The sequence below is a fragment of the Exiguobacterium acetylicum DSM 20416 genome, assembly GCF_000702605.1.
Classification (GTDB): Bacteria; Bacillota; Bacilli; order Exiguobacteriales; family Exiguobacteriaceae; genus Exiguobacterium_A; species Exiguobacterium_A acetylicum.
In genome coordinates, this window is the sequence record NZ_JNIR01000001.1 from 1609456 (window position 1) to 1634841 (window position 25386).

Below are 25386 nucleotides of genomic sequence, written 5' to 3' on the forward strand. Positions count from 1 at the left end.
CTGAACTCGCGGTACCACCCTACTAATCCTGTTCATCAGTTCGATGACACAGGACCGCTTAAGTACTCGATAACGGGAGTGAACCGGCATGGCTTACTGTTCAGCGAACGTTCAGTCATGCACTCTAAGGGGATACCCCATCTTTTTCGTTGCTCGGGCTCCCACCGTTCCCCGATTCGCTGTCAACCGTCCAAGATGCGACGTGTCCTTATCATTGATTTTATTTATACGACATCGTCGTCATTATACGCAACTGCCGGAACATCGTCAAGCGCTCCACGAGAAGAGAAATCAAACGCATCCCAGTCGTGGCTCGTCAACAATTCCATCTGTGCATCGATCAACACTTTAAACCGGTTGCGGTAAAGCTCGATTTTCTTGCGCATCTGCTCCACTTCGAAGTCTGTCCGTTGTGCCCGGCGTTGCGCCGCATCTTGCAACTGCTCTGCTTCACGTTCTGCTTGCTTTAGGATCAAGCTCGCTTCTTTTGAAGCATTGGCTTTGACTTCTTCAGCCGCTTCCTGTGCGACAATGATCGATTTGTTCAATGTTTCTTCCATCGAACTGAAGTAGTCGACGCGTGCTTGCATATTTTGGATGACTTCCTGTTGTTGACGATTCTCACGTAACAACAATTCAAAGTCCTTGATGACTTGATCTAGGAATTCGTTCACTTCATCTTCGTCATAGCCGCGAAACTTTCGTGTGAACTCCTTATTATGAATATCGAGTGGCGTTAATGGCATGATGAATTCCTCCTCCGCATTTATCTTATCCTTTTAAAATACCGTATTGTAGCTTGATCCGGTCACGTTTTGTTGATCCGAGGATTGCAATCAACTTGACACGTCCCGTTCCACGCAAGGAAAGCAAGTCACCTTCTTCTAGCATGAAGCTTGAATCATCCACTACTTTATAATTGACCTTACTTTCACCTTGTTTAATGAGCGTCTGTGCTTTTTGACGTGAGAAGCCTAGAATTTCACTCACGACCGTATCGAACCGAAGTGAACTGACGAACCCAAGTGTCTCTTCCCACTCTTGATCCTTCACTTTCAAACGGTCTTCCGCCTCAACACGCGAAAGACGAATCTTCGTCTTCCCTGCTCGTTCGACGTTTGCTTCGATATAGGTCGCGACTTCGTCCGCGACGGCAAATTGTACTTGATCCTGGATGATGACGTCGCCGAATTTGGCTCGTTTCAATCCGACGTTCAATAATGTACCGGTGACTTGACGATGAGAAAGTTCAACGAATTTAGTAGGATAATGAATGCGATAGATGGAAATGTCAAAGTCATCCGCGTTGTATTCATAATAATCTGGTGCGAGGATTGCCCGTTTACGTTCAGCGCCTTCGAAACCGCCCTCAAAAAAGAGGGCGCATTTCGAACCGACGAGTTCTTGTGTGATTTGTTGTTCACGTGGATCTAAGAAATCCGTTAATTTGAACGTATAGGTCGCTTCCACATGATCGATCCAGTTCAAGACTGAATCGACGAATTCCCGCTCGCTTCCACGATAATGATCGTATACGCTCATACTAAAAAGATTGCTCGAATGCCCGATTGAGCCAAGTTCAAGACGAGGAAGGCTACAATCGGCGAGATATCCAGCATGCCCCCGATAGGCGGGATGATACGACGGAAGGGCGCTAGGAATGGCTCGACTAACATCGCGAGCACTTGTCCGAATTTCGAATCACGGGCATTCGGGAACCACGATAGCAGGATATAAACGATCATGACGTAACTGTAATACTGTAATAACGTACTCAATGTACGACCAATTGCGTACATCACTTGAGAATCCATACTTACCACCCCTTATGATTAATATCATCTTCTCCAAGAAGATTCGAGATGCTACCAGCCAACTCGACGTTGTTCGGAACACAGAGGAGGGTATTCTGACTGATCGTCGTAATCGTTCCATCGAGAGCGAAGACGACACCAGATAAGAAATTGATCATCTGTCGTGATTGATCTTTTGACATACGCTGCATATTGACGATGACAGCACGGTTCTGACGAAGATGTTCCCCGATTTCCTGGGCTTCGTTGAAGACACGTGGTTCACTCAAAATGACTTGCGATTTCGTTTTTTTCGTCGCATGAAGCGGCGCGATATTCGATTGTCTCACGCTGTCCTCCTTTTGAGTAACACTTGGGGTAGATTCCTCGTAATACTCTTCATACTCTTGTTGTGAAGCACCTCTACCTTTATTTATTGTAGCATCATTTTCATATTCAAGTTCATCTAAATCGTCGCTGTTGCCGAGAAATAGATTTTGCATTTTTGATTTAAAACCCATATCCATTCTCCCTTCTTCTCGTTTAGGTGTGAACGAGCGTCGTCCCGATTCGGACGAACGTCGCCCCTTCTTCGATGGCGATCTCAAAATCAGACGACATTCCCATAGATAACTCCATACATGGAGCATACGACAATTTTTTCGCCTTGACCTCTTCTTGCAATGTTTTTAATGAACGAAATACCTCACGGATACGCGTCGTATCTTCCGTTAACGGTGCCATCGTCATCAGTCCGATGACACGAATCGCTGGATACTGACCGATTTCATGTAAGAACGAAGGTACATCCTCAGGTGCAATGCCTTGCTTCGATTCTTCTCCGGAAACATTGACTTGAATGAAACAATCAATGATTCGGTCCGTTCGTTTATTGATCTCTTCCGCCAAATGAAGACGGTCGAGGGAATGCAGCACGTCAATGGCATCAATGATTTGACGAACTTTACGTGTCTGTAACGTACCGATGAAGTGCCACGTACATGCCGTTCGTCCGAGCTCTGCCTGTTTTTCGAGTAGTCTATCCGGGCGATTTTCACCGAGATGTGTCACACCTGCTGCTAATAATTCAGAAGCAACTTGACTTGAGACTGATTTCGTCACGCCAATCAACTGTACCTGCTTTTCAGAAGAACTCTTTTCGCTTGCTTGTTCCATTCGTTTCGTAACCTCTTGTACATTATCAAGAATTGACATCCAATGACTCCTTTACGATCAAACTTGCAAAGCGACCACCATGGTCGCCGTGGCGATAAGAGAAGTAATCTTCCGCCTGACAGTGTGTACATAGACCTGAGTCCAGGACATCACCGACTCCACAACGCTCAGCTAGCGCAGCGTTCGTTTTTTGTAGCGATAACATCGCTTTTCCATCTTCCTTGCGTATGTAAGGAGTCTCATCGAGTTCAAGCGCATCGATTGCATCGATGACGGGTTGATCGACTTCGTAACAACAATCACGGATTGATGGACCAATGACCATTTGAATCGATGAACGACTCGCACCCGCACGTTCCATTTGCTTGACTGTTTCCTCGACGATATTGCCGACAGATCCGCGCCAACCGGCGTGCGTATTCGCGATGATTCCTGTCGTCGGATCACAGAAGACAAGCGGAACACAGTCAGCGAAGAGCATCATCAATAAAACATTCGAATCAGTTGTCACCAATCCATCTGTACCCGGAATCGCTGTTTCGTAATCCAAAGCACCGCGCCCAGAGTCAAGTGTCGTCACCTGTTCGACGTGATTTCCGTGAACTTGCTGTGCCCAAATCGAGTTCTCGAGGGATAGATCAAGCTGACGTGCGATGACTTGTCGGTTCTGGATGACACCGTCGCGGTCATCGTTGACATGTAATCCTAAATTTCCGTTTTCATGAGGGGCAGCGAACTTCGTCGTAAAGGCGGCACGTACGGTACCTGTCGGTGTATCCCATTTGATCCATTGTCCAAACATGTTCATGCCTCCTTTGATTTTAAAAAAAAGAGGCGCCGCTTTCGCGACACCTCATCGTTTAGCAGTCGTGTCACTGGAACATCGATCAACGATTATTCCGGCGAAGGAAAGATGGGATGTCCATCGTTTCTTCGACATCTGGCGCTTTAGCCGGTTCAGGATTCGAGCTGACAGGTGTTTCTTCGACTTGTGGTTTTGACTCCTCTGTTGGTGGTGGAGTCGCTTGTTTTTTCTTTAGAAGATTCTTCATCATCTCTTGTGCCGATGGAATTTCGAAATCGAGTGGTTCGTTTTCGAACTCTGTCGCGATGACTGTAACGATGATTTCATCTTCGAGGTTATCGTTGATGACAGAACCGAAGATCAAGTTGACTTCCTCATCGGCTGCACTCTGAACGATTTGTGCGGCTTCCGTCACTTCGTACAAGCTAAGGTTCGCACTACCCGTGATGTTCATCAGAACACCTTTTGCGCCTTCGATTGATGTCTCAAGCAACGGACTCGAAATCGCTTTTTTCGCTGCTTCCGTCGCACGGTGTTCGCCTGTTGCGACACCTACACCCATCAATGCAGAACCTTTTTCGGTCATGATCGTCTTCACATCGGCGAAGTCGAGGTTGATGAGACCAGGTACGGCGATCAAGTCGGTAATACCTTGTACGCCTTGACGCAAGACGTTATCCGCTTCTTTGAACGCTTCAAGCATTGGTGTGTTCCGATCAACGATTTCAAGCAACTTGTCGTTCGGGATGACGATTAACGTATCGACTTTTTCTTTGAAGTTCTGGACACCTGAAACAGCATGTTGCATCCGTTTGCGTCCTTCAAACATGAATGGTTTTGTAACGACACCGACTGTCAATGCGCCGATCTCTTTTGAAATCTCCGCGATGACAGGAGCAGCTCCCGTACCCGTTCCGCCACCCATTCCCGCTGTGACGAAGACCATGTCAGCGCCAGAAAGGATTTCCGTTAATTGCTCACGGCTCTCTTCCGCCGCTTTTTTACCGATTTCCGGATTGGCACCCGCACCGAGACCGCGTGTCAATTTAGCACCGAGTTGCAGTTTTACGTCAGCTTGTGACATGTTCAATGCCTGCGCATCCGTGTTTACTGCGATGAATTCTACGCCTTGGACACCGTGTTCAATCATTCGGTTGACGGCGTTCGAACCGCCACCACCTACACCGATGACCTTGATTTTTGCTACTTGGTCCATCATTTCATCAAAATGCAACATAAAAAGGGCCCCCTAATATTTTTTACTCATTGGATTTTTTGTAGGCATTAACCAAAGAATTTCTCAAAGAAACTGCTGAATGACTTTTTCTCTTTTGGAGGCTGTTCACGTGTCGACCGTTCTTCTCGAACAGGTGTCGCTTGTTCGTTCATGAGCAGTGCATCCTGTTCACGTCCGTGTGCTACGACTTCCTTCTCTTCCGCGCGGTCGAAACCTGATTTCGATACGGCGCTTCGTGAAAGTACATAACGTAACATACCAGCTGCGACGGCATACTTCGGATGACGAATACCAAGACTAGCAGGTTGATAGACATTGACGCTCTGCTTGAAGATTCGTTTCCCGAGCTGGTCAATTCCCGGCAATGAAGAACTTCCGCCACACAAGATTAAACCGCTGTTCATATGAGCGTATCCGGCTTGCGTCATTCGTTTTTGAATCATCTCGAAGATTTCTTCAAGTCGCGCTTCTAACACGAAACCGATTTCTGATTGTGGCTCGAAACGATGTTCCCCGTTGATCGTGACGTAAGAAACTTTCTCTTCCGGATCACCGAGTGCTTCAAGTGCAACACCGTACTCTTCTTTTGCGAGCTTCGCATCTTGATATTTACAATTCATCTTATACGTCAAATCACGTGTCAGATGATCGCCACCGTATGGCAACGTCGTCGAGTAGACGAGATCATTCTTTTCATAGATGGAAAGTGTCGTCGTCTCATGTCCGATGTCAATGATTCCAACACCGAGTTCGAGTTCATCAATCGATGCTGCGATTCTAGATACCGCTAAACTCTCCAGCACATATCCAGCAAGCTCTAAACCAGCCCGTTCAATGGAACGTTTAATGCTATGTAGGATCGTCTTTGCTCCGATGATGAGCTTCCCTGTTACTTCGAGACGATAACCAATCATTCCTCTAGGATCAGTGATCTCCGTTTGCTGATCGACCGTAAACGTCTTCGGCAGAACATCGACGACACTGAGTTCGTTTGGAATTCGCATGACCATCGCAGAATGCAGAACATCTTTCACGTCATCATCCGTGATTTCATTGTCCTCACCTTTGATCGATGTCATCCCCTGGCAATCCTTCACTTGAATGTGTTCGCCAGAAATAGCAACATATACTTCACCAATTGGTTCACCAAGTGTACGTTCCACTTCCGTGACCGCTTGTTTAATGGCATGTACCGTTTGATCGATGTCAACGATGACACCTCGTTTAACACCCGCGGATGGTGCAGAACCTTCAGCAAGAACGTTCAGCGTTCCACCAAGTAGTTCACCGACGATGAGTTTCACCTCCGATGTCCCTATGTCGAGTGCGGCAATCGTACCTTTCGTTTCCATGGGAGTGACACCTCCACTTTCATAATACTAATCCTTTTTATTCCTAATTATATTCTAGGAACAGGACAGGCTTCTTCTCGTTTAAGTCTACACTATATAAATACTTACGAAAAGAAGTTATTGCCCGTCTTAGCGTTCGAATAGATTACGATTTGATGACGATTCGAATAACAGTCGACGAATGAAAACACACGTTTGTTTTTTTGTTCATCAGCCCTTTACGAATCTTCTATTTTTTCCCTTTATATGGTTTGAAATAGATACCGCCATCAATTGTAATTGTTCCCGTCTTTCCTTTCGGTAAGGCAGAAATGACCTTCACGTACTCATTCAAGGAATTTGAAAAGGCAGACGTACTGAGTAATACCGTATTCCCATCCGTCATGAATAACTTCAGACCGCCTTTGTCCGTCTTATCGTTTGCGACGATTTCGGAAATCCGGCTCCGTACTTTCGGCTCAATTTTAACGAGTTCCTTCGTCAATCGATTTAATGACTGATCCGTGAATCCTGTCAAGATCGGAGCATCGAATAGTTCTTCCTTCGACTTTCCAGGAATGATTGTTCCGTCCGCAAGCACGATCCGGTCTCCCGGTTTATCCTTCGCGTAAGCAATCTCTTTCTCTTCCGTCACCGTCACGCGATATTGATGCAAAAACTGTTTTTGCATCGTCGCTTCTTGAATACCCGGAACCTTCTCGATTCGCTCAAGAACGTCTTCCTCCGATACATTAAAGGCGTGTGTTTCCTTCACCTTAATCCCGGACGCTTGCAAGATATCAGCAGACTTCACATTGACATTACCATCGATATCAAATTGAGCAACCCGAGAATAACTCGATTGTAGATAAAAGACGACACCGACCAATAGACCAATCAGAATCAGGACATAAATGAGTCTTCGGTTGGCTTTTTTGCGACGTTGTTCACGGATATAAGGTATCTTATCCTCGAGACTACGGACGTTCTCGTCCTCTTGTGGTCGTCCGACCGCTCTCCGTTCCCTCACGTCTCATTCCCCCTCTATACGTAACAGTTCATTTCCCTATCGGTCTTTTCCTGCAATAGTTTAGTTTTTTTGTGCCGTCAATCGTAACAATTCATCAACTAAGTCCCGTGAAGCATTCGGCATACCGAGGGCAAGCGCCGCTTCAGACATCATTTGTTGTTGTGCTAATGCTTTTTCACATGCCTCAAACAACCGATCACCCGTTAGCTCTTGTTCACGAATCAATAGACTCGCACCTGTCTCGACAAGCGATGAGGCATTGACCTCTTGATGATTTTCCGTCACGTAAGGACTCGGGATGAGCACACTCGGTAAGCCGAGTGTCGTCAGCTCTGCCAGTGTGCTTGCTCCCGAACGCGAAATGACGAGTTGACTTGCTTTTAAGATGTTTGGTAAATCATATACGAATGGGCGAAGTTGAATGCGTTCTGGTACGGAACCAACGCGTGACACAATCGTATCGTAATGAATTTGACCAGTAACGAAGAGGAGCGACCATCCTGCTTGCTCGACCTTTGGCATCATATCGACGACTGCTTCGTTGATCGCCGGTGCGCCACGACTACCGCCATAGATGACGATGAGAGGGCGTCCTTCCTCAAAACCGAAACGTTGTCGCTCTTCAAGCGGATTGATGTTGAGCTCTGCCACTTCAGAAGCACGCGGATTTCCGATTAAAACCGTCTTCGCTTCATTCTTACCGAAGTGATGCCCAGATCCTTTAAAAGAGAGTGCAACCCGATCCACATACCGAGCTAAGAATTTATTCGTGATACCAGGCAGACTGTTTTGTTCATGAACGAGTGTCTTGAAACCCATTTTTGCAGCCGTATACAATACCGGTCCACAAACGAACCCACCTGTACCGACGACGATATCCGGTTGGAACTGGCGCAGTAGTCGACGAACACGCCGGACGCTCTTGACGAATCGGATGCCGGTCTTGACGTTTTCGAATGACAAGGAACGACGGATACCAGAAATCTCAATCGATTCAAATGAAATTCCCGCGCGACGGACGATATCCGCCTCGAGACCATTTTCTGTTCCGATATAGAGGACCTCACACGGCATGCGTTGTTCGAGCTCCCGAATCATGGCGAGTGCCGGATAGATATGACCACCTGTACCGCCTCCAGAGACGACGATTTTCATACTGTTGTTCCTCCTACTTCATGTACGGCACGAACGAAATGATCGCCGCGCTCTTCATATGTCTTGTATTGATCCCAACTTGCAGATGCTGGTGACAGAAGAATGATGTCGCCGGGTTGCGATACTTCAAACGCTACTTTCACGGCTTCATCCATCGCCTCAACGACAGTTGACGCATAGCCATTTTCTGACGCAAGCGTTCCGAATCGATGACCCGTTTCACCAAGTCCGATGACATGTTTGACATGCTTCATTGCATCGAGTAACGGTGTCAAATCCGCTCCACGCTCGAGTCCGCCACATAACCAGATGATGGGTGCCGTAAATCCGGATAACGCCGCTTCCGTCGCAACATTATTCGTCGCTTTTGAGTCGTTGTAAACTTTTCGTCCAGCAACTTCACCAACGAACTGTGTCCGGTGCTCTACACCACCGAACGTCCGTAGAACATGTTGAACGTCAGATAATGCTAAGTTAAATGGTTCGACGAGTGTTAAGGCTGCGAGAACGTTCTCGACATTATGCCCACCACCGAGAGCCAGTTCATCAACAGGTAAGATACTCGTTCCATTGATTGTCAACGTATCGTTTATGACTTCTGCATACGCCGATTGACGACGAGAGAACAAGAGCGGCGTTACTTCAGCAGTCTTTCCGAGCGCATTGACGGAAACATCATCGGCATTCAAGACAAGACGATCTGTTTCTTTCATGTTCTTAAAGATCCGGGCTTTCGCTTCGCCATACGATTGAAAATCACCATGATAATCCAGATGTGCCGGTGATAAATTCAAAAAGGCTGCCGTGTACGGTCGGAACTGCTCGATCCCCATCAATTGAAAACTTGATAATTCGATGACGATGATATCGTCCTGTTTCGCCTGACATGCGATTTCAATTGCCGGGAATCCAATGTTTCCTGCCAAATGTACACGCCGAGTACCGGTTTTCAACAACTCATGGACAAGCGTCGTCGTCGTCGTTTTCCCGTTCGATCCTGTGATGGCAATCCACGTCGCATCTGTTGCTTGATACGCCAGCTCTACCTCTGTCCAAACCGGAATGTCGCGTCGTAGCGCTTCTTGTAGCAGATCGATGTGATACGGAATCCCTGGATTCTTGACGATCAGATCGATGTCGTCGAGTAGTGTGAGCGGATGCTCACCGTAGACCGTCTTAACGTCGAGTGATGCAAGCGTTGCTTGATCACTCTCGGACGGCGTTTTCCCGTCATTGACCGTTACTTCTGCACCAACACTCGCTAAATACCGAGCTGCTGCGATTCCACTTTTCGCCGTTCCGAGAACGAGCACTTTTTGATCATTCCATTGTCGTTGTTCCATTGTTGAATCGCTCACTTTCTCTCTTCTTTTTTATTACACGAATAGATAGGCGATGAATGCCATCAAACAGCTGATTCCTGCGAATGTACCGACGATCCGCCATTCGCTCCAACCGACCATTTCGAAGTGGTGGTGAATTGGGCTCATTTTGAAAATTCGTTTCCCTGTCGTCTTAAAGGAGATGACTTGTAGAATGACTGATAATGTCTCGACAACAAAAACGATACCGATTAAGACGAGTAGTAATTCCAGTTTTAAGACAATCGATAGACCTGCTAGTGCAGCCCCAAGTGCTAGTGAACCTGTATCTCCCATGAAGATCTTCGCTGGGTGCGCATTGAATAACAGGAATCCGATCAATGCACCGACTGCTGAGAAAGCAAAACAAGCAGCGCCTACTTCATCCGCGATAAACCAACTGTATAATCCGAAGAACAAGAATGTTGGAATCGCTGTGAACGACACGAGACCATCTAGACCATCCGTCAAGTTGACTGCATTTGAGAAGCCGACTAACCAGAACAAGGCAACGAACGGATAGACGATACCGAAATCAAGCTCAAAATCTGTAAATGGAATCGATAGATACGTCGCATCACTCGTAAATCCACCACTCAACCAGACGAATAACAATCCGACGACGATTTGTCCAATTAATTTTTGTTTCGAATTCAGACCAAGGTTACGTTTCTTGACGACTTTGATGTAATCATCAATGAAGCCGATCACGCCATAAGCAAGTGTTAAAAACAGTAACGATAATTGTGTTGTCGATAGATCGCCCATGACGACTGCACCGAGAACGCTGACGATCATCGCGACAAGAATGACGATTCCACCCATTGTCGGTGTTCCTGATTTGACCTGATGCCATTGCGGTCCTTCTTCCCGAATTTCCTGACCGAACTTCAATTGGTGTAGAAACGGAATCGCCTTTGGCATTATAAGTAGTACAACAAGAAATGCAAGAATAAGACTGATGAATAATGTGATCATAGCAGACACCCTTTTTCAAAAATTAGTTTTCGTTCAGATAGGTTAATATCCGTTCGAGCGCCATCCCACGTGACGCTTTCAATAAGACGATTGTTCGTTCTCCGAGCAGCGAATACAATCGTTTTGCAGCCTCCTCGACAGTTGCTGCGAATTGGATTTGAACAGACGGGTCGCTGATTCCTTCAGCAATCCACGCGCCTTTCTCCCCTACTAGGATAGCATGCGAAACGGGTAACGCAATCCGCTTTCCGACCGAGGCATGTAATAAGCGTTCTTGGTCCCCTAATTCATACATATCGCCGAGGACGAGAACTCGTGTCGTATACCCTTCCAGCGCAGTGACGGTCTCTATCGCCGCATTCATCGATGTCGGACTCGCGTTATACGCATCATTGATGACTGCAGTCTCCTCAAAGAGCAGTCGTTCCATCCGCATCGGTGTCAATTCAACAGCATCGAACCCTTCTTGAATCCGGGCGTCTGTCACGCCAAGTGCACGTGCTGTCGCGATCGCGTATGCTGCATTTCGGACTTGGTGCTTTCCTAACACTGGCAGATGAAAAGCGGTGCCATCGTAAGTAAAGACCGTCCCAAAGAATGTTGCTTCCTTCGTTTCGATCCGGTACGTATTTCCGATCTGATAGCCGATCTTCTCCGCTTCGACTTCTGCGAGAAGTGGTTCGTCACCATCAACGAATAAATGACCACCTGGCTTGAGTCCGGATTGAATCTCAAGCTTCGCTTTGGCTATGCCACTGCGTCCACCGACTTGCTCCGCATGCGATTCGCCGATATTCGTGACGAGTGCGATATCTGGCTCAGCTAGATTCGATAGGAATTCAATATCGCCAAATCCGTTCATTCCCATCTCAAGCACAGCGACTTCCGTATCAGCCGGCATCATGAGAATCGTTAACGGCATTCCGATATCCGAATTGAAGTTTCCTTGTGTCTTATGTGTCTTGAACGTCGTCTTGAGTACACTTTCGACCATGTCCTTCGTCGACGTCTTCCCATTCGATCCAGTGATGGCGACGATTTTTGGCGCAATCTGCATTAAGTATCGTTTTGCGATTTGTTGCAGGGCAACCAATGGTTCATCAACTTCCAAGAAAACGACATCGATATCTGGTCGATCAATGCCTTTCTTCCATAAGGTGACGATCGCTCCTTGATTTTTTGCACCTTCAAGGAATCGATGACCATCAACGCGCGCTCCCTGAATCGGTACATAGAGACCGTCTTCCAGTTGCGCGCGCGAATCCGTTGCAAAGTGCCGGACGACACGGTCGTCTTTGACATCGAGATGCAACCATTCAGCGAGTTGCGTAATTGTTAACATGATATATACCTCCATTCGATGACAGCAAAAGAGGACGAATGCAAAAGTCAACGAATGACTCCTGTTCGTCCTCGTCTTCCTGTAGAAATCAGGAAACTTGCTCTACCGTTACTCTTTAGGTTCAGCTAGTTCGACCGTCAACTTTCCATTTTCCTTCACTAGTGTACCAGTTCGAGCCGATTGTTTGGTTACAAAACCTTTACCGATGACGTCGAGCTTCAAATCATATAAGCTGACAAGCTTTTTGACGTCTCGTTGCGACCAACCGGTCAAATCCGGCATCTTAAACGTATTTGATGTTTTCAGCAAGACACGTTCTCCGCTGACAAATTCCTGTCCACGGGATGGAATCTGCGAAACGACTTCAGCACCATCGCCTAGGATGATCGCAACTGCCTCTTGTTCTTTTGCTAGGTCAGTCGCTTGTCGAGCACTCTTTTTGATATAACTTGGCGTGATCTTCGCTTTGACATCCACTGAATCCTTTTGCGTTTCCGGTTGGATGCTACGATACTGTAGTGCCGTATTCATGACACTTTTGAACACAGGACTCATGATGAGCGGACCAGAGACGGATGATTCGTTTTTCGATGGACGATCGACCGCGATGTACATGATCAATTCCGGATCATCTTTTGGGGCCATACCGATGAACGAGTGAATGAATTGTCCTTGAATATACTTTCCATTCTCAGAAATCTGAGCCGTACCGGTCTTCCCGATGACTCGGTAGTCTTTCAACTTATACATTTGACCTGTACCAAGCTTACTGTTGACGACACCGTCCAGTGCTTCGCGTGTTGCTTTTGCCGCTTCAGCAGAAATCGGTTTACCGACGACTTCTGTTTTCGCTCGGTATGGTGCCTTATCCGTATGATCCGCTTTTTGGATGATATGCGGTTTGACCATCTCGCCGTCTCCAGCGATTGCTGTCGCTCCTTGAAGCAATTGCATCGGTGTGACCGCAGTCGATTGCCCCCATGAGGTGATGAGCGCATTCAACGGTTTAGACAAGTCAGATTGACTATTTACTTCTCCCGAGATGTCTATACCCGTTCGTTGGTCAAAATGAAACTTCTTAAAGTAATCTTTATACCGTTCAATCCCAAGTTTTTCTGCTGTTAACTTCGAGAACATGACGTTTGAGGAGTGATAGACCCCTTCAATCATCGGGATGGTTCCCCAACCGACATCATTATAATCCTTGATGACCGTTCCTTTGTAGTTATAACTACCCGATTTATACATCTCATTCGGACGGAACACTCCCGCATCAATCGCCGCTGCGAGCGTAAAGATTTTCATCGTCGAACCTGGCTCGAATCGTGACGAGACGGCAAAATTCGTGAAATCTTTCATATCACGTAAATTCGGGTTGAACGATGGGCGATCCGCCATGGCGAGGATTTCACCAGTCTTCGCATCCATGACGATACCTGTCGCATTTTTCGGTTTGTACGTGTTGTACATTTTTTGCATCTCTTTTTCAAGTGACTGTTGGATTCGATGATCGATCGTTAAATAGAGATTCGATCCATCCTTTGGTTCGTTCGAGACACGTGACGCGCCTTGAATCAACGGATTACCGCTACGATCCTTTTCAAAGACACGAGCTCCGTAAGATTCACTTAAAGCATTATCATACTGCTTCTCGATTCCCATCTGACCTTGTAAAGCGACCCGACCATTTTCCTCGGTGATCTTTTGAACGAACCCAAGTGTATCAGACAAGAAGATACCGTTCGGATAGTATCGTTTCGGCTCTTCAATCATCCGGATGCCAGGAAGCTTCAGATTGTCGATTTTCTCTTTTTGATCAAGCGTCAAATCATTTCCTTTTTTTCCGAACTCAATTTGAGAACGGTCTTTGTTTTCAATCAGATAGGTCTCCAGTTCCTTTGTCGTCATCCCAAGAATCGGCGCAAGACCCTCAGCCGTCTTTTTAAAATCGACGATCGTCTCATCTGGATCTTTGACACCACCCAGTCGATAAACGCCAATCAGATGATAGGATGGAATGTTGATCGCAATCGGGGAACCGAGACGGTCGAAAATCTCGCCACGTTCTGCTCCAAGCGTTTCTTGAGACTCCCATCGTTTCTTTTCCGCGTATGCAATCATATCTTCACCGTGGAACTGTTTTGTCGTTGCTAAATACAAAAATCGACCAATGAACACAAAAAAGAGAGTAGCAAATATCACCATGATAAAGGCTACTCTCCAACGGGATTTTTTCAGTGGATTCATTTAGGAATCACCTTGATGTTCCCTTTACGCATATCAAGACCCTGTTCTTTTGCAATCTTATAAATCCGTTCCGGAGAGCTTAAGTTCGTGACCTCTAGTTGTAAACGTTCGTTTTCTTTTTGGAGTGATTGTGTGACTTGGTTCTCTTTCGCTAAATCACGGCTCACATTATACGCTTCGTTATGCGTACTGATCGTCAAACTCCCAAATAACACAAGACCACCAATCATCGCGCTGTATAAGAATTTTTCAAAGGGGTACAAGCGATACTTCGGACGGACGGCGACGCGACGCGCGATATCTTCCGTCTTTCGTGGTTCCTGAACAGGTTGTTGACGAACGGGTTGAACCGTTTGGACCGATTTACGAAGTGGTTCTGCCATTGGAATGCTCCTCTCAAGTTTCTTTCATTTTTTCAGCAACTCGTAATTTTGCCGATCGGGCGCGACGGTTATCATCGAGCTCTTCAACACCAGCCGTAATCGGCTTGCGTGTGACGAGTCGGAGTTCCGGCTCCATTTCGACGGGAATCATCGGTAACCCCGGTGGAAGCTCGGGTAGTGATGATTTTTCTTTGATTGCTTGTTTACACATGCGATCTTCAAGTGAATGGAACGTAATGACACATAGACGTCCACCGACCCGTAATAAATCAATGGCTTGGTGTACTGCACGGTCAAAGACATTCAGTTCATCATTGACGGCGATCCGGATTGCTTGGAATGTCCGTTTCGCAGGGTGACCACCTTTACGTCGTGCTGGTGCCGGAATCGCATCCTTGATCAATTCGACGAGTTCGAACGTCGTCTCGATCGGTCGCTCTTCCCGCGCTTTTTCGATTTTGCGCGCAATCTGTTTCGAGAACTTCTCTTCCCCGTATGTAAAGAAGATACGTACGAGATCATTGTACGGCCACTCATTGACGACTTCGTAGGCAGAAAGTGGAGAAGATTGATCCATGCGCATGTCGAGACGTGCGTCGTGATTGTAACTAAATCCCCGTTCCCCTTCGTCTAATTGTGGTGAAGAGACACCGAGATCGAATAAGATGCCGTCCACTTTCTCGACTCCATGTGCTGCCAACTGCTCTTTTAAATAAGCAAAATTACTCTTTATTAAAGTAAAGCGACCTTCATACGCCGCGAGACGTTCTGCTGCATGAGCGAGGGCGACATCATCTTGATCAAATGCATACAGATGACCTGTCGTCAGTTGCTTGACGATCTCTTCGCTGTGTCCTGCTCCACCTAATGTACAATCGACGTAAATGCCGTCGGGTTTAATCGCGAGTCCTTCGATCGACTCCCATTTCAATACTGTTTCATGCTCAAACATGTCCTGCCTCACCTTTCACTGTCCTTGAAGGACGTTACTCTTTTTCAATGTATCACATTCTCTCGTGAAAACGTTACGAAAATGAGACAGTTTCCTTGATTTATTTAACTTTTGTGTAATTTTCGCTAAAAAACCGAAAAAACCTGCTAGTTTCAGCAGGTTTAGAGGAAAATCTTCAGTTGATCACTCGCATTCGCTTCATAGGCTGTCCTTAAGTCCCGCACAAAATCAGGACCATGATGATTCAACCACGGGAGGACAGAATGCATCCGTTCTTGTGGCGCTCCATCAGGAAGGAGATGGTAAGCCGTCTCTTTATATTGCCGTGTTTGTCGATCAAACTGACGTCGATCTTCTGCTAGCAAACTAGCAATTGCTTGTTCGAGCTGTTTCTTGACCTTCTCACTCTTACTCGACGTCCGCAGTAAATGCTGTTCGAGCGAGAGAAACTCGGAGACGAAACTGTCTTTTAGCATCGCTGCCGTCTGCATACGTCCTGTCATCTTCTCTTCTGAATAGAGCGGAATCGGAACGCCTGAACGGACGATTTCTTCGAGCGATACCTCGAGTTTAGCAAGACGCTTTTCATCGCTATGACGCACGATTACCCCGCCCATGCGGGGAATCAATAGCGGCATCGTCCAATTCAGGTGATGAAAGAGCGGTCGTAAGCGTGTCCAGTATGCTAACTCCCCCGGACCCCCGATATAGGCAAGCGTCGGGAACAGGTAATCCTGCATCAATGGACGTGTGACGACACTGTTGGAGAAACGTTCCGGACTGGCGTACAGCAACGCGATCAATTCAAGCTCCGTATATTGCTTTCCTTGTTTCGTCTCGAATCCGTCTGCTGTCGGATAAAGCAACTGACGACCATGATCATCGACGAAAAGATGCGCCGCTTCCTCGTTCAAGAACGTATCCGGTAACTCTTGCGTCTGTGAAATACCATCCGTCAATGCTCGTCTAAATTCCGCATTGTCTTGAATCAACCGTTCAAAGAACGGAATCTCGAGTTCACGGACAGAATGTGTATCCGCATCAAAGAAGACGACATCATAATCGATCAATTCACCGATCAATTGCGAGAAAAACATCCCATAGGATGTACACGCTTCAACGATTTGCTTCAGACGCGCAATTAATCGTTTCGTATGAACCGTTTCTGGCATTGCTCGGAATGTCTCTTCGATGATTTCAAGAAGTGTTGCTTGATCAAAAGAGAGTCGACTGACCGAGCGGGCAATCGATTCTGTAGGTGCAACAGCGATTTTACGCGTTTGATAATCCGCTGTCGGAACGTAAACATGGTTAATCTCATCAAAATCGTGATCTTCGGTCGCGAGCCAAAAAATCGGAACGACAGGTCGCCCAAGTGTCGTCTCCGCCTGCTGCGCGACCTTAAGACAGGTCAACAATTTATAGATCGCATATAATGGTCCGCCAAAGATCCCCGTTTGTTGCCCTGTAATGACAACTTGAGCTTCACCCGTACGAAGCTTCGCGACGCGCTCCCGCAAACGCTCCGTCATGTTCGGATTTTGACGTTCAAGTTCGTCTGTCAGTGCCGCAAGATGCGGATAATGACGACCTTCGAGCAAGCGGCTCCTTGACGCTAAACCACTCTCACCAAGATGGTCGACATATGTTAAGAATTCTTCTCGTGAAGCACGATGCATCAACGAGTTATCATCGTATAAGGCTTCAAATGGTTGTACCTTCAAACAAAATCCCTTCTTTCTTACCTAACTGGTCAACTGATGAACAGTTGACGAATACCAAGTACGAACAGTATGAAATGGACGGGTAATGCCAGCAAGATGATGATCCGCCAACTGTGGCGAATCATTTGTCTCAAATCAACGTCAAGTTGACGAATTCGTTGCCAGAGCGCATTCAACGCAAATACCAACAACACGACGATGACGATCCACCCTAAGTAATTTGTTCCGGTCAAGGCAATCAATGCAACATGAATCGCATACAGAACGATGAACGTTCCAAAGTCGAGTGCAACTCGAACGGCCTTCCCATGTTTCCGAAATAGAAGTAGAAAGACGAGATACAACGCAATCAGGCTGAATAAAGGAAAAATGATGAAGACTGTCACTGCGGACCCTCCCTCTGTTTGATCTGTTCATAATAAAAAGATAAACGTGGCGTCGCAGTCGTCGCCTGACGTAATGCGTATCCAAGTATCGGTTCTACTTCCGTTCGTCGTCCATACTCAAAATCTCGTAACATGGAAGAACGATTTTTGCTCGTATTCTTCATGATCCGCTCGATCTCGGAATAAGTAATGTCATGGTGCGGGAAAATCGTCCGCATTTCGTCAAATAATTGATGGGCTTCTTCTCGATAAGGCATCTCTAACAAGGATCCATTCTCAACACCGTAATAAGCCGTCACTGGATTAATGACGACGTTGATGAATAGCTTCGTCAATAAAACGGCTTCCATATCTGACTCGAATTCAAAGCACAGTTGCTTTGACGACAAGTTCGCTACCTCTTGATTGCCGTAGCGGATGCGGCCATTTCCAGTATGCTGAACTTCAAACGGTGCAGTACGCATGGCACCATGTTCGACGACACCAAATAAGACATGCGGCAATTGCTCTTTCCATTTCAAATGATCCATTCCATTTTGCAGGAACATGACGGGACACGTCAGCCGTTCGAGGAATGGAATCACACTTTTTATATCATACGACTTTGTCGCGACAAACACCAAGTCTTCTGACTCGAGCCGATCAATCTTCCGGATCCGTACGAGACGACTCGCCTGTCCATCACGAATGATTGGTCGTTCCTCATCTTGTTCCTGTCGCACATAAAGCGTAACTGCATGCTCTTCCGATAAATAAGAGGCAAGCAACAACCCGATGGCACCCGCGCCAATGATTCCAACATTCATCTATTCATGTCCCCTTTCATGAAAAAAGCGACCTTAAAACCGATTTCTCGATTCGAAGGTCGCTTTTATACCGATCAATCAGCTTATTTGCTGACGATTTCTTTACCTTTGTACGAGCCACATGCTTTACAAACGCGGTGTGAAAGTTTCATTTCACCACAGTTTGGGCACTCGACCATACCTGGTACACGGAGTTTGAAATGAGTACGGCGAAGACGTTTGCGTGTTTTCGACGTTCTGCGGAATGGTACTGCCATCGTTGTCCACCTCCTTGAAAAAATACACTCGCCTTTACTTCAGAAATCAGGAATCCTGATCTTTTTTAAAGAACTGAGCGAGACCCGCGAGTCGCGGATCGATTTTTGGTTCGGTTTCCTCTGGATCTTCTTCAGAAAGAATCGTCCAGCCTTCCCCCTCAACCAACTGATTCTCTTCATCATCCCCATGCACTTGCACTGGCACATGAAGTAAAATCAATTCTTGCACGAGCGGTCGAAGATCGACCGTATTCCCGATCGGTACGTTGATGTCATCTGCTTCGTTCGAAACAGCATCGACCTCGAGCAGGAATGGCTCGATGGATTCAATCTCGAATGGATAAGCGACGTCACTTAGCGTCCGGGCATCCGGAAGCGTCATTTCGCCAGTGATCCGAAGATTGAATATTAATTGATTCGATGTAAACGATGCATTTGCACGAACGTGCACAGGTTGCACCGCCCGGATATCCGGATGGAGGGCGACTAGCTCATTGAGCTCGATCGTCTCGTTAACCTGAAGTTGACCCAGATTGCGCAATTTATTCAATTGCATCAGGGACCATTTCATCCGAATCACCTCAATTGCAACAATATGAATTATAGAGAGGACATCTTGTTTTGTCAATGTTTTTTCTTTACACTGAAATCGCTAGAGAACGAACACTTTTGGACGTCTTTATCCATATTACCGCACTTAATTCGGTTTGCAAAGGAGAAAGTTTTCATGAGGATGACAGCTATCATTTCAGAGTACAATCCGTTTCATAACGGACACTATTATCAAGCGACGACAGCACGACGGGAAACGGATGCCGACGTCATCGTCGCCATCATGAGCGGAACGTTCATGCAGCGTGGTGAACCCGCCTTTACAGACAAATGGACACGTGCTCAGGCAGCGGTCGCGAGCGGTGCCATCGATCTCGTTCTTGAACTCCCCTTCTATTTTGCTGTCCAGCGTGCTGATCGTTTTGCACTCGGTGGTGTGACGATTGCCGAGACGATCGGCTGTCAATCGCTTTCGTTCGGAAGCGAGTGTGGAGACATCGAACCTTTTCTGCATGCGTCAGCGGAACAGATCGAAGAGACACTTGCTTACAAGCAAGCGTTACACGATGGTTTGGCATCTGGTCTCTCTTCTGCTCACGCCGCTAGTCTAGCATTCAAGAGCGTCTCAGGAACGCTTGATTTGACACAACCGAACAATACGCTTGGCTATTATTACGCTCGCGCCGCAAATACCCTATCGCTTCACACGACGAAACGGATTGGAAGTGGCTACCACGACTTATCAACCGGAGACATCATGAGCGCCACCGCGATACGCGCCCATCATCAAACGCACGGTCAGCTGCTCGCACTTCCTGAACAAACCGAAGACGTCTTAGCAAACGCCTCTTTCGCCAACTTTTCGCACTATTATCCGTGGATTCGACAACGTCTACTGACAACCCCAGTACCCGAGTTGATACGAATCGCTGGGATCAACGCTTCGTTAGCGCCACGACTCATCGAAGGGGCGAAACAAGCAACGACGTTCGATACCTTTCTGAATTACGTCAAAACACGCCGTTATACGCGGACGAGCCTGCAACGTGCCCTGATCTATCTGTTGACCTCAACGACAGCAGAGGAGGTCGCACGGATTGATTACGACCATATTGATTTTGTTCGTCCCCTCGCCTTTTCAGAACGAGGACGACAAGCACTCAAAACCATCAAAACGCGGACTACCGTCTTCAGTACCTTTACGAGTCATCCTTGGCTAACGAAAGAAAGCCAAGTGACAGCTGCATATGCACTGCCCTTGGCTCGCTACGACGCGTTGCTCGAACACCGTCGTTTCCCTTATTTTGCTGGAAGTTCTTCTAAATAATCAATCGCATCTTCGACTGTCTTGATCGGAACGAGCTTCATGTTCGTTCCGAGTTTTTTGATGGATGGTTTTGCTTCTATGTAGTTCTCTCCTGCTGGTACGAACATGATTTCTGCTTCTGCCTCGTCTGCAGCGACCACCTTTTGCCACGCTCCACCAATCGGTCCTACCTTGCCGCCTTCTTCAATCGTTCCTGTGCCGGCGATTTTATGCCCTTTCGCCAAATCTCCCGGCGTCAATTGGTCATAGATTTCAAGGGTGAACATCATCCCAGCAGAAGGTCCTCCGACGTCTTCGACCTGAAACGCAATATCAGGATCCGTCGTCACGTTTGAGATCGGAAGCGGTTCGTAAATGCCGAGCCCGACGCGCTTAACCTCTTTGGATAACTGATCCACTCGAATCGTCGTCTTCTTGTCTTCCGATTTACGCGTGAACTGAATCGGAACAGCTGTTTTTGCTTTTTTTGCTTGAATCGTCTTCATGAAACCTTCGAATGACGTAATCGGTTTTCCGTCAATACTTGTAATGCGATCCCCTGCTTTCAGTTTCCCCTCAGCTGGACCACCGGGAATGACCCCAGAGACGTAAATCCCTTCGAAATCGACATCGACCTTTTGATCCGCCAATTCATACGCTTCGATCGTTGCGTTATGTTGCGCTTCTTCCATATACAGCTTCTGACGCGTTTCATACTGCGCGTCCGACTCGCCGTCGTACAGATAATCACTTACACTCGATGTTTCGGAGAACGGTAGAAATAAGCTTTCAATGAGAAAGTAAGGCGTGGCCCGACGTTGTGCGATCGTCAGCATCATCAAATCTCCCGGTTCCTTGTCGCCTCCAGATACTTCGATCAAATCTTCTGTCGACGTCGCATCACCTGGATAAGAGATGAAATAAGGAAGTGGTACGAAAAATACGATCAAGGCAGCAACGATAGCTGCTAAGGCGGGTTTCCAAGCTTTCATCACAGTTCTCCTTTCGTATATTTCTGACGTAGCGCCTCTTCGACGGAAGGCGGTACGAGATCGGCAACGGAAGCACCATATTTGGCAGCCTCCTTAACGATCGAAGAACTCAAGAAGGAATACTGATTATTCGTCATCATGAACAGTGTCTCGATTTGATCGTTCATCTTCTTGTTGATGGAAGCGACTTGCATTTCGTATTCAAAATCCGAAACTGCTCGTAGACCGCGGACAATCGCGGTTGCACCGACTTCCGCCGCATAATCGACAAGTAGACCATTAAAGGAATCCACCTTGATTTGAGGTAGGTGCGACGTCACATCGGCAATCAACTCCATCCGTTCCTGGACAGAAAAGAGTGGTTGCTTCGAAGAATTATTCAGTACGGCAACGATGATCTCATCAAAAATCGGAACGGCACGCTCGATGATGTCTAAATGTCCGTTCGTGATCGGATCAAAGCTACCTGGGCAAATGGCGATTCGTTTCATTCGTGGTCTTCCTCCGCTTCCATGAATTCGTACAATGTGATCGAGATGACAGCAGAATAACGAAGTCGACGCACGACTTCTAGCCGTCCGATCCGGTCCGGTAATTCAACAGCAGAGTCATGTTCACAGACGATGACACCGTTGTCCGTCAGCATATCATGTTGCTCTATGTATGTGACATGTTCCGTCAATCGCTCTTTTGCATAAGGAGGGTCTAAATAAATCAATTTAAACGGCTCTTCAGATGCGAGTTCCGCTAAAGCGATCGCTACATCTTTTTTCAAAACACGTGCTTGGTCCGTATAGTGCGTCGTTCGTAAGTTATCTTGGATCGTTTGGACCGCTTTATGGTGTTGGTCGACGAACACTGCCTCATCGCATCCTCTTGACAGAGATTCAATCCCAAGACCACCGCTCCCCGCAAACAGATCCAGCGCCCGTCCTCCATTGAAATAAGGACCGATGACGTTGAATAAAGATTCTTTTACCTTATCCGTAGTCGGTCGTGTCTGATCCCCTGGTACTGCTTTTAATCGTGTACCTTTCCGTTCCCCTGAAATGACTCGCATTTCCTTCATTCCTTTCAACAAAGAAGCGACGAGGATGTCCTCATCGCTCCATGGATTATGCTTCTTCTGGCATTTTACCTTTTTTGTTCGCGAACGTCTCCGTGATGAACGGTCGTTCTGAACGTTTGATCGATTCGACGAACGGGAGAGTCGAAATGACTTCCATCACCTGTTCATGTTGATCTAAATCGACATATAGATGAACGTATCGTTCACGTTTAGACGTAAAGTAGACGTTCCCGTAACGGCGTAATTGACGGGATGCTTTCATCGCATTGACATAGACGATGAGTCCCACTCGTTCCTTGATCACGCCAGCCTACCCCCTTCATCTTCGTTATCCGCTACAGCTACAGCTGCCACCGGTCGAACAACCTCCAGCGCATCCTTGATCGAAGAAAGGATTTCCCGTCGGTACTTTAATTTGCGGTGATACTTCCCCAGCGAGCTTCAGACTGATTTGTCCGAGTAACGTTTCGAGTTGTTTTTCCGCCTTTTTAAACTGCGCGACTTCCTCTTGTAAATCAAGTCGCCGTTTGACTTCGTGGACCTTTTTCGTGATCGTCTGATAGTCAGGATGGTACCGTCCGAATCGCTGTACGAGTTCGTAGTCCTCCTTGACTTGATGAAAATCGCGAATGACAGCCTGTGCCTCTACTGACTCTTGCTGTGCTTGTTTCGCACATCTATATGCTTGCCCCGTTTCACTTTGAGCGAGAGATCGAATGAGGTCTTCCGCTGCGTTGATGAGGTCAATCGTCTTATCGGTATATATCACAACGAATCTCCTCCTTAACTTTACCATCTTATCATAACATTTCTCTCCCTCCTAGCCTGTTGAATTGTGTATAATTTGTTCAGAAGGAAGGAATGAACTTTATGCAACTGCTCTCTTTTAATATGTTCCGGACGATTGGAATCAAGACGGAACATGCCAAGTCAGATTATCACTTTGATTCCTTAAAAAAAATCGAACAGGCGGATGTCGTCCTGTTCCCGGAATACTGGCAAATCCACTCGATCATCTACGGAATGAAAAAACCGATTTTCCCGTCGGCTGCTACGTTCCACTTAGGTCATGACAAGATTGAGATGACGCGGATTTTTCAAACCGTCATTCCGGATAACATCCCTCGGACCGGCATCTACGGAAAAAATGAATTCACTGTCGAACGTGTCTTACGAGAATTTTCGTTTCCGTTCGTTGCTAAGACAGTTCGTAGCTCAATGGGACAAGGTGTCCATCTCATCAAAAATGAAATGGACTGGAAGAAATACACGGATACACACGAGACGTTCTACATTCAGGAGTACATTCCGAATGAGAAAGACTTACGTGTCGTCGTCGTCGGCGATCAAGTCCTTGCTGCGTACTGGCGCGTCGGTGGTGCTCAATTCTTAAATAACGTCGCTCAAGGTGGTGTCCTTGATTTTGATGATGTGCCACAAGGAGCAATCGACTTCGTGCTCGCTCTAGCGAAACAGCTCGATATCGATCACGCTGGTTTTGATCTCATCATCCGTGACGGACAGTGGTACGTTCTTGAGTTCAATGTTTTCTTCGGTGGAGAAGGACTCAATCATCTTGGTATCCACGCACCGGATACGATTCTTGAATATGTCGAACGAAAATATGGAAGTTCATGAATTCTTCAAAATGACTTCACATCTTTTACGTCATCGTTTCGTTCATTATGGTATGATAGTTTGGAAAGACTAGTATCTACTAGCAAACTGGGGTATAGGGGGATTCAAACATGAAGTTTGAACAATATGGTATCGAAGGCAAGGAACTGAAGTTCGGTCTTCTCGAAACAATCATGGAACATCACCGCTTCGTTCGTGAAGGACAGTGGGATTATGAACGCGCGATGTACGACATGAAGTACGAAAAACAATCAACAGGTGAAGTATTCTACCTGCGTGTTCCTGTCTATGCGATCCAAGGCGAGATTGAAGATCGCCATGCTGTCGTTCGTATGATGACACCACTTCTCGGTAAACACTACTATCCACACGGTGTCGAGTATGATGAGACGTTCCCTCCAGAAATCGTCAAAGACTGCGAACGTCGTTTAGCAGCATTGCTCGAAACACTCGAAAAATAAGACTCACACGTAGAGGTTCCAATTAGGAGCCTCTATTTTTTTGTTCTTCATTCCAAACAAAAAAAGCTAACGACCTCGCATCATCTACGAAGTCATTAGCTGTTCTGCCCATCTGATTGTTATTCCTTAAAATACACGAAACCGCTTTTAACGCGCGACGAATTGTACGTAGGATACGACATCGTCTCCGAGCTGAATCCCAAGCTGCTCGCGTACATGAAGATAAAGTGCGTGAAGTGACGTTGCCGGTGCATTGACCTTTACGCTAAATGCAATCTCTTCCCGGTCCATCCGTTTGATCCGGGAGTGATGGATTCCATAATCTTCGACCGCACAAGCAAGTAATTCCTCGATGGCTTGAATAGAGACGGTAACATCTCCTTGCATGTACTCTTCATATGTCAT

General features: G+C 46.8%; 30 protein-coding genes and 1 other annotated feature (1 of these 31 only partly in view). Of the genes, 3 read left to right on the forward strand and 27 right to left on the reverse strand.

From position 1 onward, the window contains the following. Nucleotides 1-224: a binding site (T-box leader), on the reverse strand (it extends 17 nt beyond the left edge of the window). The 21 genes from P401_RS0108730 to P401_RS0108830 all read right to left on the reverse strand — a co-directional run bounded on the left by P401_RS0108730 (nt 225) and on the right by P401_RS0108830 (nt 19534). Then, the gene (locus P401_RS0108730; RefSeq protein ID WP_023468794.1) at nt 225-746 is read right to left on the reverse strand and encodes a DivIVA domain-containing protein; all 522 of its coding nucleotides are present in this window, start codon (nt 744-746) and stop codon (nt 225-227) included. Between the two features lie 25 nt (nt 747-771). Continuing rightward, nucleotides 772-1542 carry a YlmH family RNA-binding protein gene (locus tag P401_RS0108735; RefSeq protein ID WP_029342133.1) on the reverse strand — a complete coding sequence of 257 codons (771 nt, stop codon included), beginning with the start codon at nt 1540-1542 and terminating at the stop codon, nt 772-774. Continuing rightward, entirely contained in the window at nt 1539-1814 is a 276-nt protein-coding gene (locus tag P401_RS0108740) for a YggT family protein (protein WP_023468796.1), read from the reverse strand. Before P401_RS0108740 ends, P401_RS0108735 begins: the two co-directional genes overlap by 4 nt. Before the next feature lie 2 nt (nt 1815-1816). After that, nucleotides 1817-2143: a cell division protein SepF gene (locus P401_RS0108745; RefSeq protein ID WP_236627098.1), complete on the reverse strand. Its 327-nt coding sequence runs from the start codon at nt 2141-2143 to the stop codon at nt 1817-1819. A gap of 193 nt (nt 2144-2336) precedes the next feature. Further along, the gene (locus P401_RS0108750; RefSeq protein ID WP_029342135.1) at nt 2337-3008 is read right to left on the reverse strand and encodes a YggS family pyridoxal phosphate-dependent enzyme; all 672 of its coding nucleotides are present in this window, start codon (nt 3006-3008) and stop codon (nt 2337-2339) included. Then, a complete protein-coding gene (gene pgeF / locus P401_RS0108755) occupies nt 2995-3771 on the reverse strand; it encodes a peptidoglycan editing factor PgeF (RefSeq protein WP_029342136.1) in 777 nt (258 codons plus the stop codon). Before pgeF ends, P401_RS0108750 begins: the two co-directional genes overlap by 14 nt. Before the next feature lie 85 nt (nt 3772-3856). After that, on the reverse strand, nt 3857-5011 hold the full coding sequence (gene ftsZ / locus P401_RS0108760) for a cell division protein FtsZ (protein ID WP_029342137.1): 1155 nt from the start codon (nt 5009-5011) through the stop codon (nt 3857-3859). 47 nt (nt 5012-5058) lie between these two features. Then, a complete protein-coding gene (gene ftsA, locus P401_RS0108765; protein ID WP_029342138.1) occupies nt 5059-6363 on the reverse strand; it encodes a cell division protein FtsA in 1305 nt (434 codons plus the stop codon). Nucleotides 6364-6592: 229 nt separating this feature from the next. Next, nucleotides 6593-7372 (reverse strand): cell division protein FtsQ/DivIB, encoded by a 780-nt coding sequence (locus P401_RS0108770; RefSeq protein WP_029342139.1) that lies wholly within the window; start codon nt 7370-7372, stop codon nt 6593-6595. A 60-nt stretch (nt 7373-7432) separates the two neighbouring features. Further along, complete coding sequence (gene murG / locus P401_RS0108775) at nt 7433-8527, reverse strand: undecaprenyldiphospho-muramoylpentapeptide beta-N-acetylglucosaminyltransferase (protein WP_029342140.1); 1095 nt, start codon at nt 8525-8527, stop codon at nt 7433-7435. Continuing rightward, nucleotides 8524-9870: a UDP-N-acetylmuramoyl-L-alanine--D-glutamate ligase gene (gene murD / locus P401_RS0108780; RefSeq protein ID WP_029342141.1), complete on the reverse strand. Its 1347-nt coding sequence runs from the start codon at nt 9868-9870 to the stop codon at nt 8524-8526. Before murD ends, murG begins: the two co-directional genes overlap by 4 nt. A 33-nt stretch (nt 9871-9903) precedes the next feature. Further along, nucleotides 9904-10866: a phospho-N-acetylmuramoyl-pentapeptide-transferase gene (gene mraY / locus P401_RS0108785; protein ID WP_029342142.1), complete on the reverse strand. Its 963-nt coding sequence runs from the start codon at nt 10864-10866 to the stop codon at nt 9904-9906. A 22-nt stretch (nt 10867-10888) separates the two neighbouring features. Beyond that, nucleotides 10889-12208 (reverse strand): UDP-N-acetylmuramoyl-tripeptide--D-alanyl-D-alanine ligase, encoded by a 1320-nt coding sequence (locus P401_RS0108790; RefSeq protein ID WP_029342143.1) that lies wholly within the window; start codon nt 12206-12208, stop codon nt 10889-10891. 108 nt (nt 12209-12316) lie between these two features. Next, on the reverse strand, nt 12317-14386 hold the full coding sequence (locus tag P401_RS0108795) for a penicillin-binding protein (RefSeq protein ID WP_236627099.1): 2070 nt from the start codon (nt 14384-14386) through the stop codon (nt 12317-12319). 65 nt (nt 14387-14451) lie between these two features. After that, the gene (ftsL, locus tag P401_RS0108800) at nt 14452-14838 is read right to left on the reverse strand and encodes a cell division protein FtsL (RefSeq protein ID WP_029342145.1); all 387 of its coding nucleotides are present in this window, start codon (nt 14836-14838) and stop codon (nt 14452-14454) included. A 13-nt stretch (nt 14839-14851) separates the two neighbouring features. Further along, nucleotides 14852-15790 carry a 16S rRNA (cytosine(1402)-N(4))-methyltransferase RsmH gene (gene rsmH, locus P401_RS0108805; protein ID WP_029342146.1) on the reverse strand — a complete coding sequence of 313 codons (939 nt, stop codon included), beginning with the start codon at nt 15788-15790 and terminating at the stop codon, nt 14852-14854. A 161-nt stretch (nt 15791-15951) separates the two neighbouring features. After that, complete coding sequence (bshC, locus tag P401_RS0108810) at nt 15952-17514, reverse strand: bacillithiol biosynthesis cysteine-adding enzyme BshC (protein WP_029342147.1); 1563 nt, start codon at nt 17512-17514, stop codon at nt 15952-15954. A gap of 29 nt (nt 17515-17543) precedes the next feature. After that, nucleotides 17544-17900, reverse strand: a complete 357-nt coding sequence (locus P401_RS0108815; RefSeq protein ID WP_029342148.1) for a DUF3397 domain-containing protein — start codon at nt 17898-17900, stop codon at nt 17544-17546. Continuing rightward, nucleotides 17897-18706, reverse strand: a complete 810-nt coding sequence (locus P401_RS0108820) for a ketopantoate reductase family protein (RefSeq protein ID WP_029342149.1) — start codon at nt 18704-18706, stop codon at nt 17897-17899. The genes P401_RS0108815 and P401_RS0108820 overlap by 4 nt, the downstream gene beginning before the upstream one ends. Before the next feature lie 83 nt (nt 18707-18789). Further along, nucleotides 18790-18963 carry a 50S ribosomal protein L32 gene (gene rpmF / locus P401_RS0108825; RefSeq protein ID WP_012370841.1) on the reverse strand — a complete coding sequence of 58 codons (174 nt, stop codon included), beginning with the start codon at nt 18961-18963 and terminating at the stop codon, nt 18790-18792. 46 nt (nt 18964-19009) lie between these two features. Continuing rightward, nucleotides 19010-19534 (reverse strand): YceD family protein, encoded by a 525-nt coding sequence (locus P401_RS0108830; protein WP_029342150.1) that lies wholly within the window; start codon nt 19532-19534, stop codon nt 19010-19012. Nucleotides 19535-19690: 156 nt separating this feature from the next. On the opposite strand from P401_RS0108830, the gene P401_RS0108835 reads away from it, so the two are divergent. Beyond that, nucleotides 19691-20842 (forward strand): tRNA(Met) cytidine acetate ligase, encoded by a 1152-nt coding sequence (locus tag P401_RS0108835; protein WP_029342151.1) that lies wholly within the window; start codon nt 19691-19693, stop codon nt 20840-20842. Here P401_RS0108835 and P401_RS0108840 read toward each other — a convergent pair. From P401_RS0108840 to P401_RS0108860, 5 genes are read right to left on the reverse strand one after another with little or no spacing between them, the layout of a single operon-like run. After that, nucleotides 20815-21813, reverse strand: coding sequence for a SepM family pheromone-processing serine protease (locus P401_RS0108840; protein WP_029342152.1), 999 nt, complete (start codon nt 21811-21813; stop codon nt 20815-20817). The two genes, P401_RS0108835 and P401_RS0108840, sit on opposite strands and share 28 nt — an antisense overlap. Next, entirely contained in the window at nt 21813-22304 is a 492-nt protein-coding gene (gene coaD / locus P401_RS0108845) for a pantetheine-phosphate adenylyltransferase (RefSeq protein WP_029342153.1), read from the reverse strand. The genes P401_RS0108840 and coaD overlap by 1 nt, the downstream gene beginning before the upstream one ends. After that, the gene (gene rsmD, locus P401_RS0108850; RefSeq protein WP_071908823.1) at nt 22301-22882 is read right to left on the reverse strand and encodes a 16S rRNA (guanine(966)-N(2))-methyltransferase RsmD; all 582 of its coding nucleotides are present in this window, start codon (nt 22880-22882) and stop codon (nt 22301-22303) included. Before rsmD ends, coaD begins: the two co-directional genes overlap by 4 nt. A gap of 46 nt (nt 22883-22928) precedes the next feature. Next, nucleotides 22929-23186, reverse strand: a complete 258-nt coding sequence (locus P401_RS0108855; protein WP_023468818.1) for a YlbG family protein — start codon at nt 23184-23186, stop codon at nt 22929-22931. A 24-nt stretch (nt 23187-23210) separates the two neighbouring features. Further along, a complete protein-coding gene (locus P401_RS0108860) occupies nt 23211-23651 on the reverse strand; it encodes a YlbF/YmcA family competence regulator (protein ID WP_029342155.1) in 441 nt (146 codons plus the stop codon). Nucleotides 23652-23752: 101 nt separating this feature from the next. Here P401_RS0108860 and P401_RS0108865 point away from each other — a divergent pair, with 101 nt between their 5' ends. Together P401_RS0108865 and P401_RS0108870 are read left to right on the forward strand one after the other, a co-directional pair. Then, nucleotides 23753-24520 (forward strand): ATP-grasp domain-containing protein, encoded by a 768-nt coding sequence (locus P401_RS0108865; RefSeq protein WP_236627100.1) that lies wholly within the window; start codon nt 23753-23755, stop codon nt 24518-24520. A gap of 110 nt (nt 24521-24630) precedes the next feature. Beyond that, a complete protein-coding gene (locus P401_RS0108870; RefSeq protein ID WP_023468821.1) occupies nt 24631-24981 on the forward strand; it encodes a YugN family protein in 351 nt (116 codons plus the stop codon). 147 nt (nt 24982-25128) lie between these two features. On the opposite strand, the gene P401_RS0108875 is transcribed toward P401_RS0108870, so the two are convergent. Next, on the reverse strand, nt 25129-25386 hold the full coding sequence (locus tag P401_RS0108875; RefSeq protein ID WP_029342157.1) for a hypothetical protein: 258 nt from the start codon (nt 25384-25386) through the stop codon (nt 25129-25131).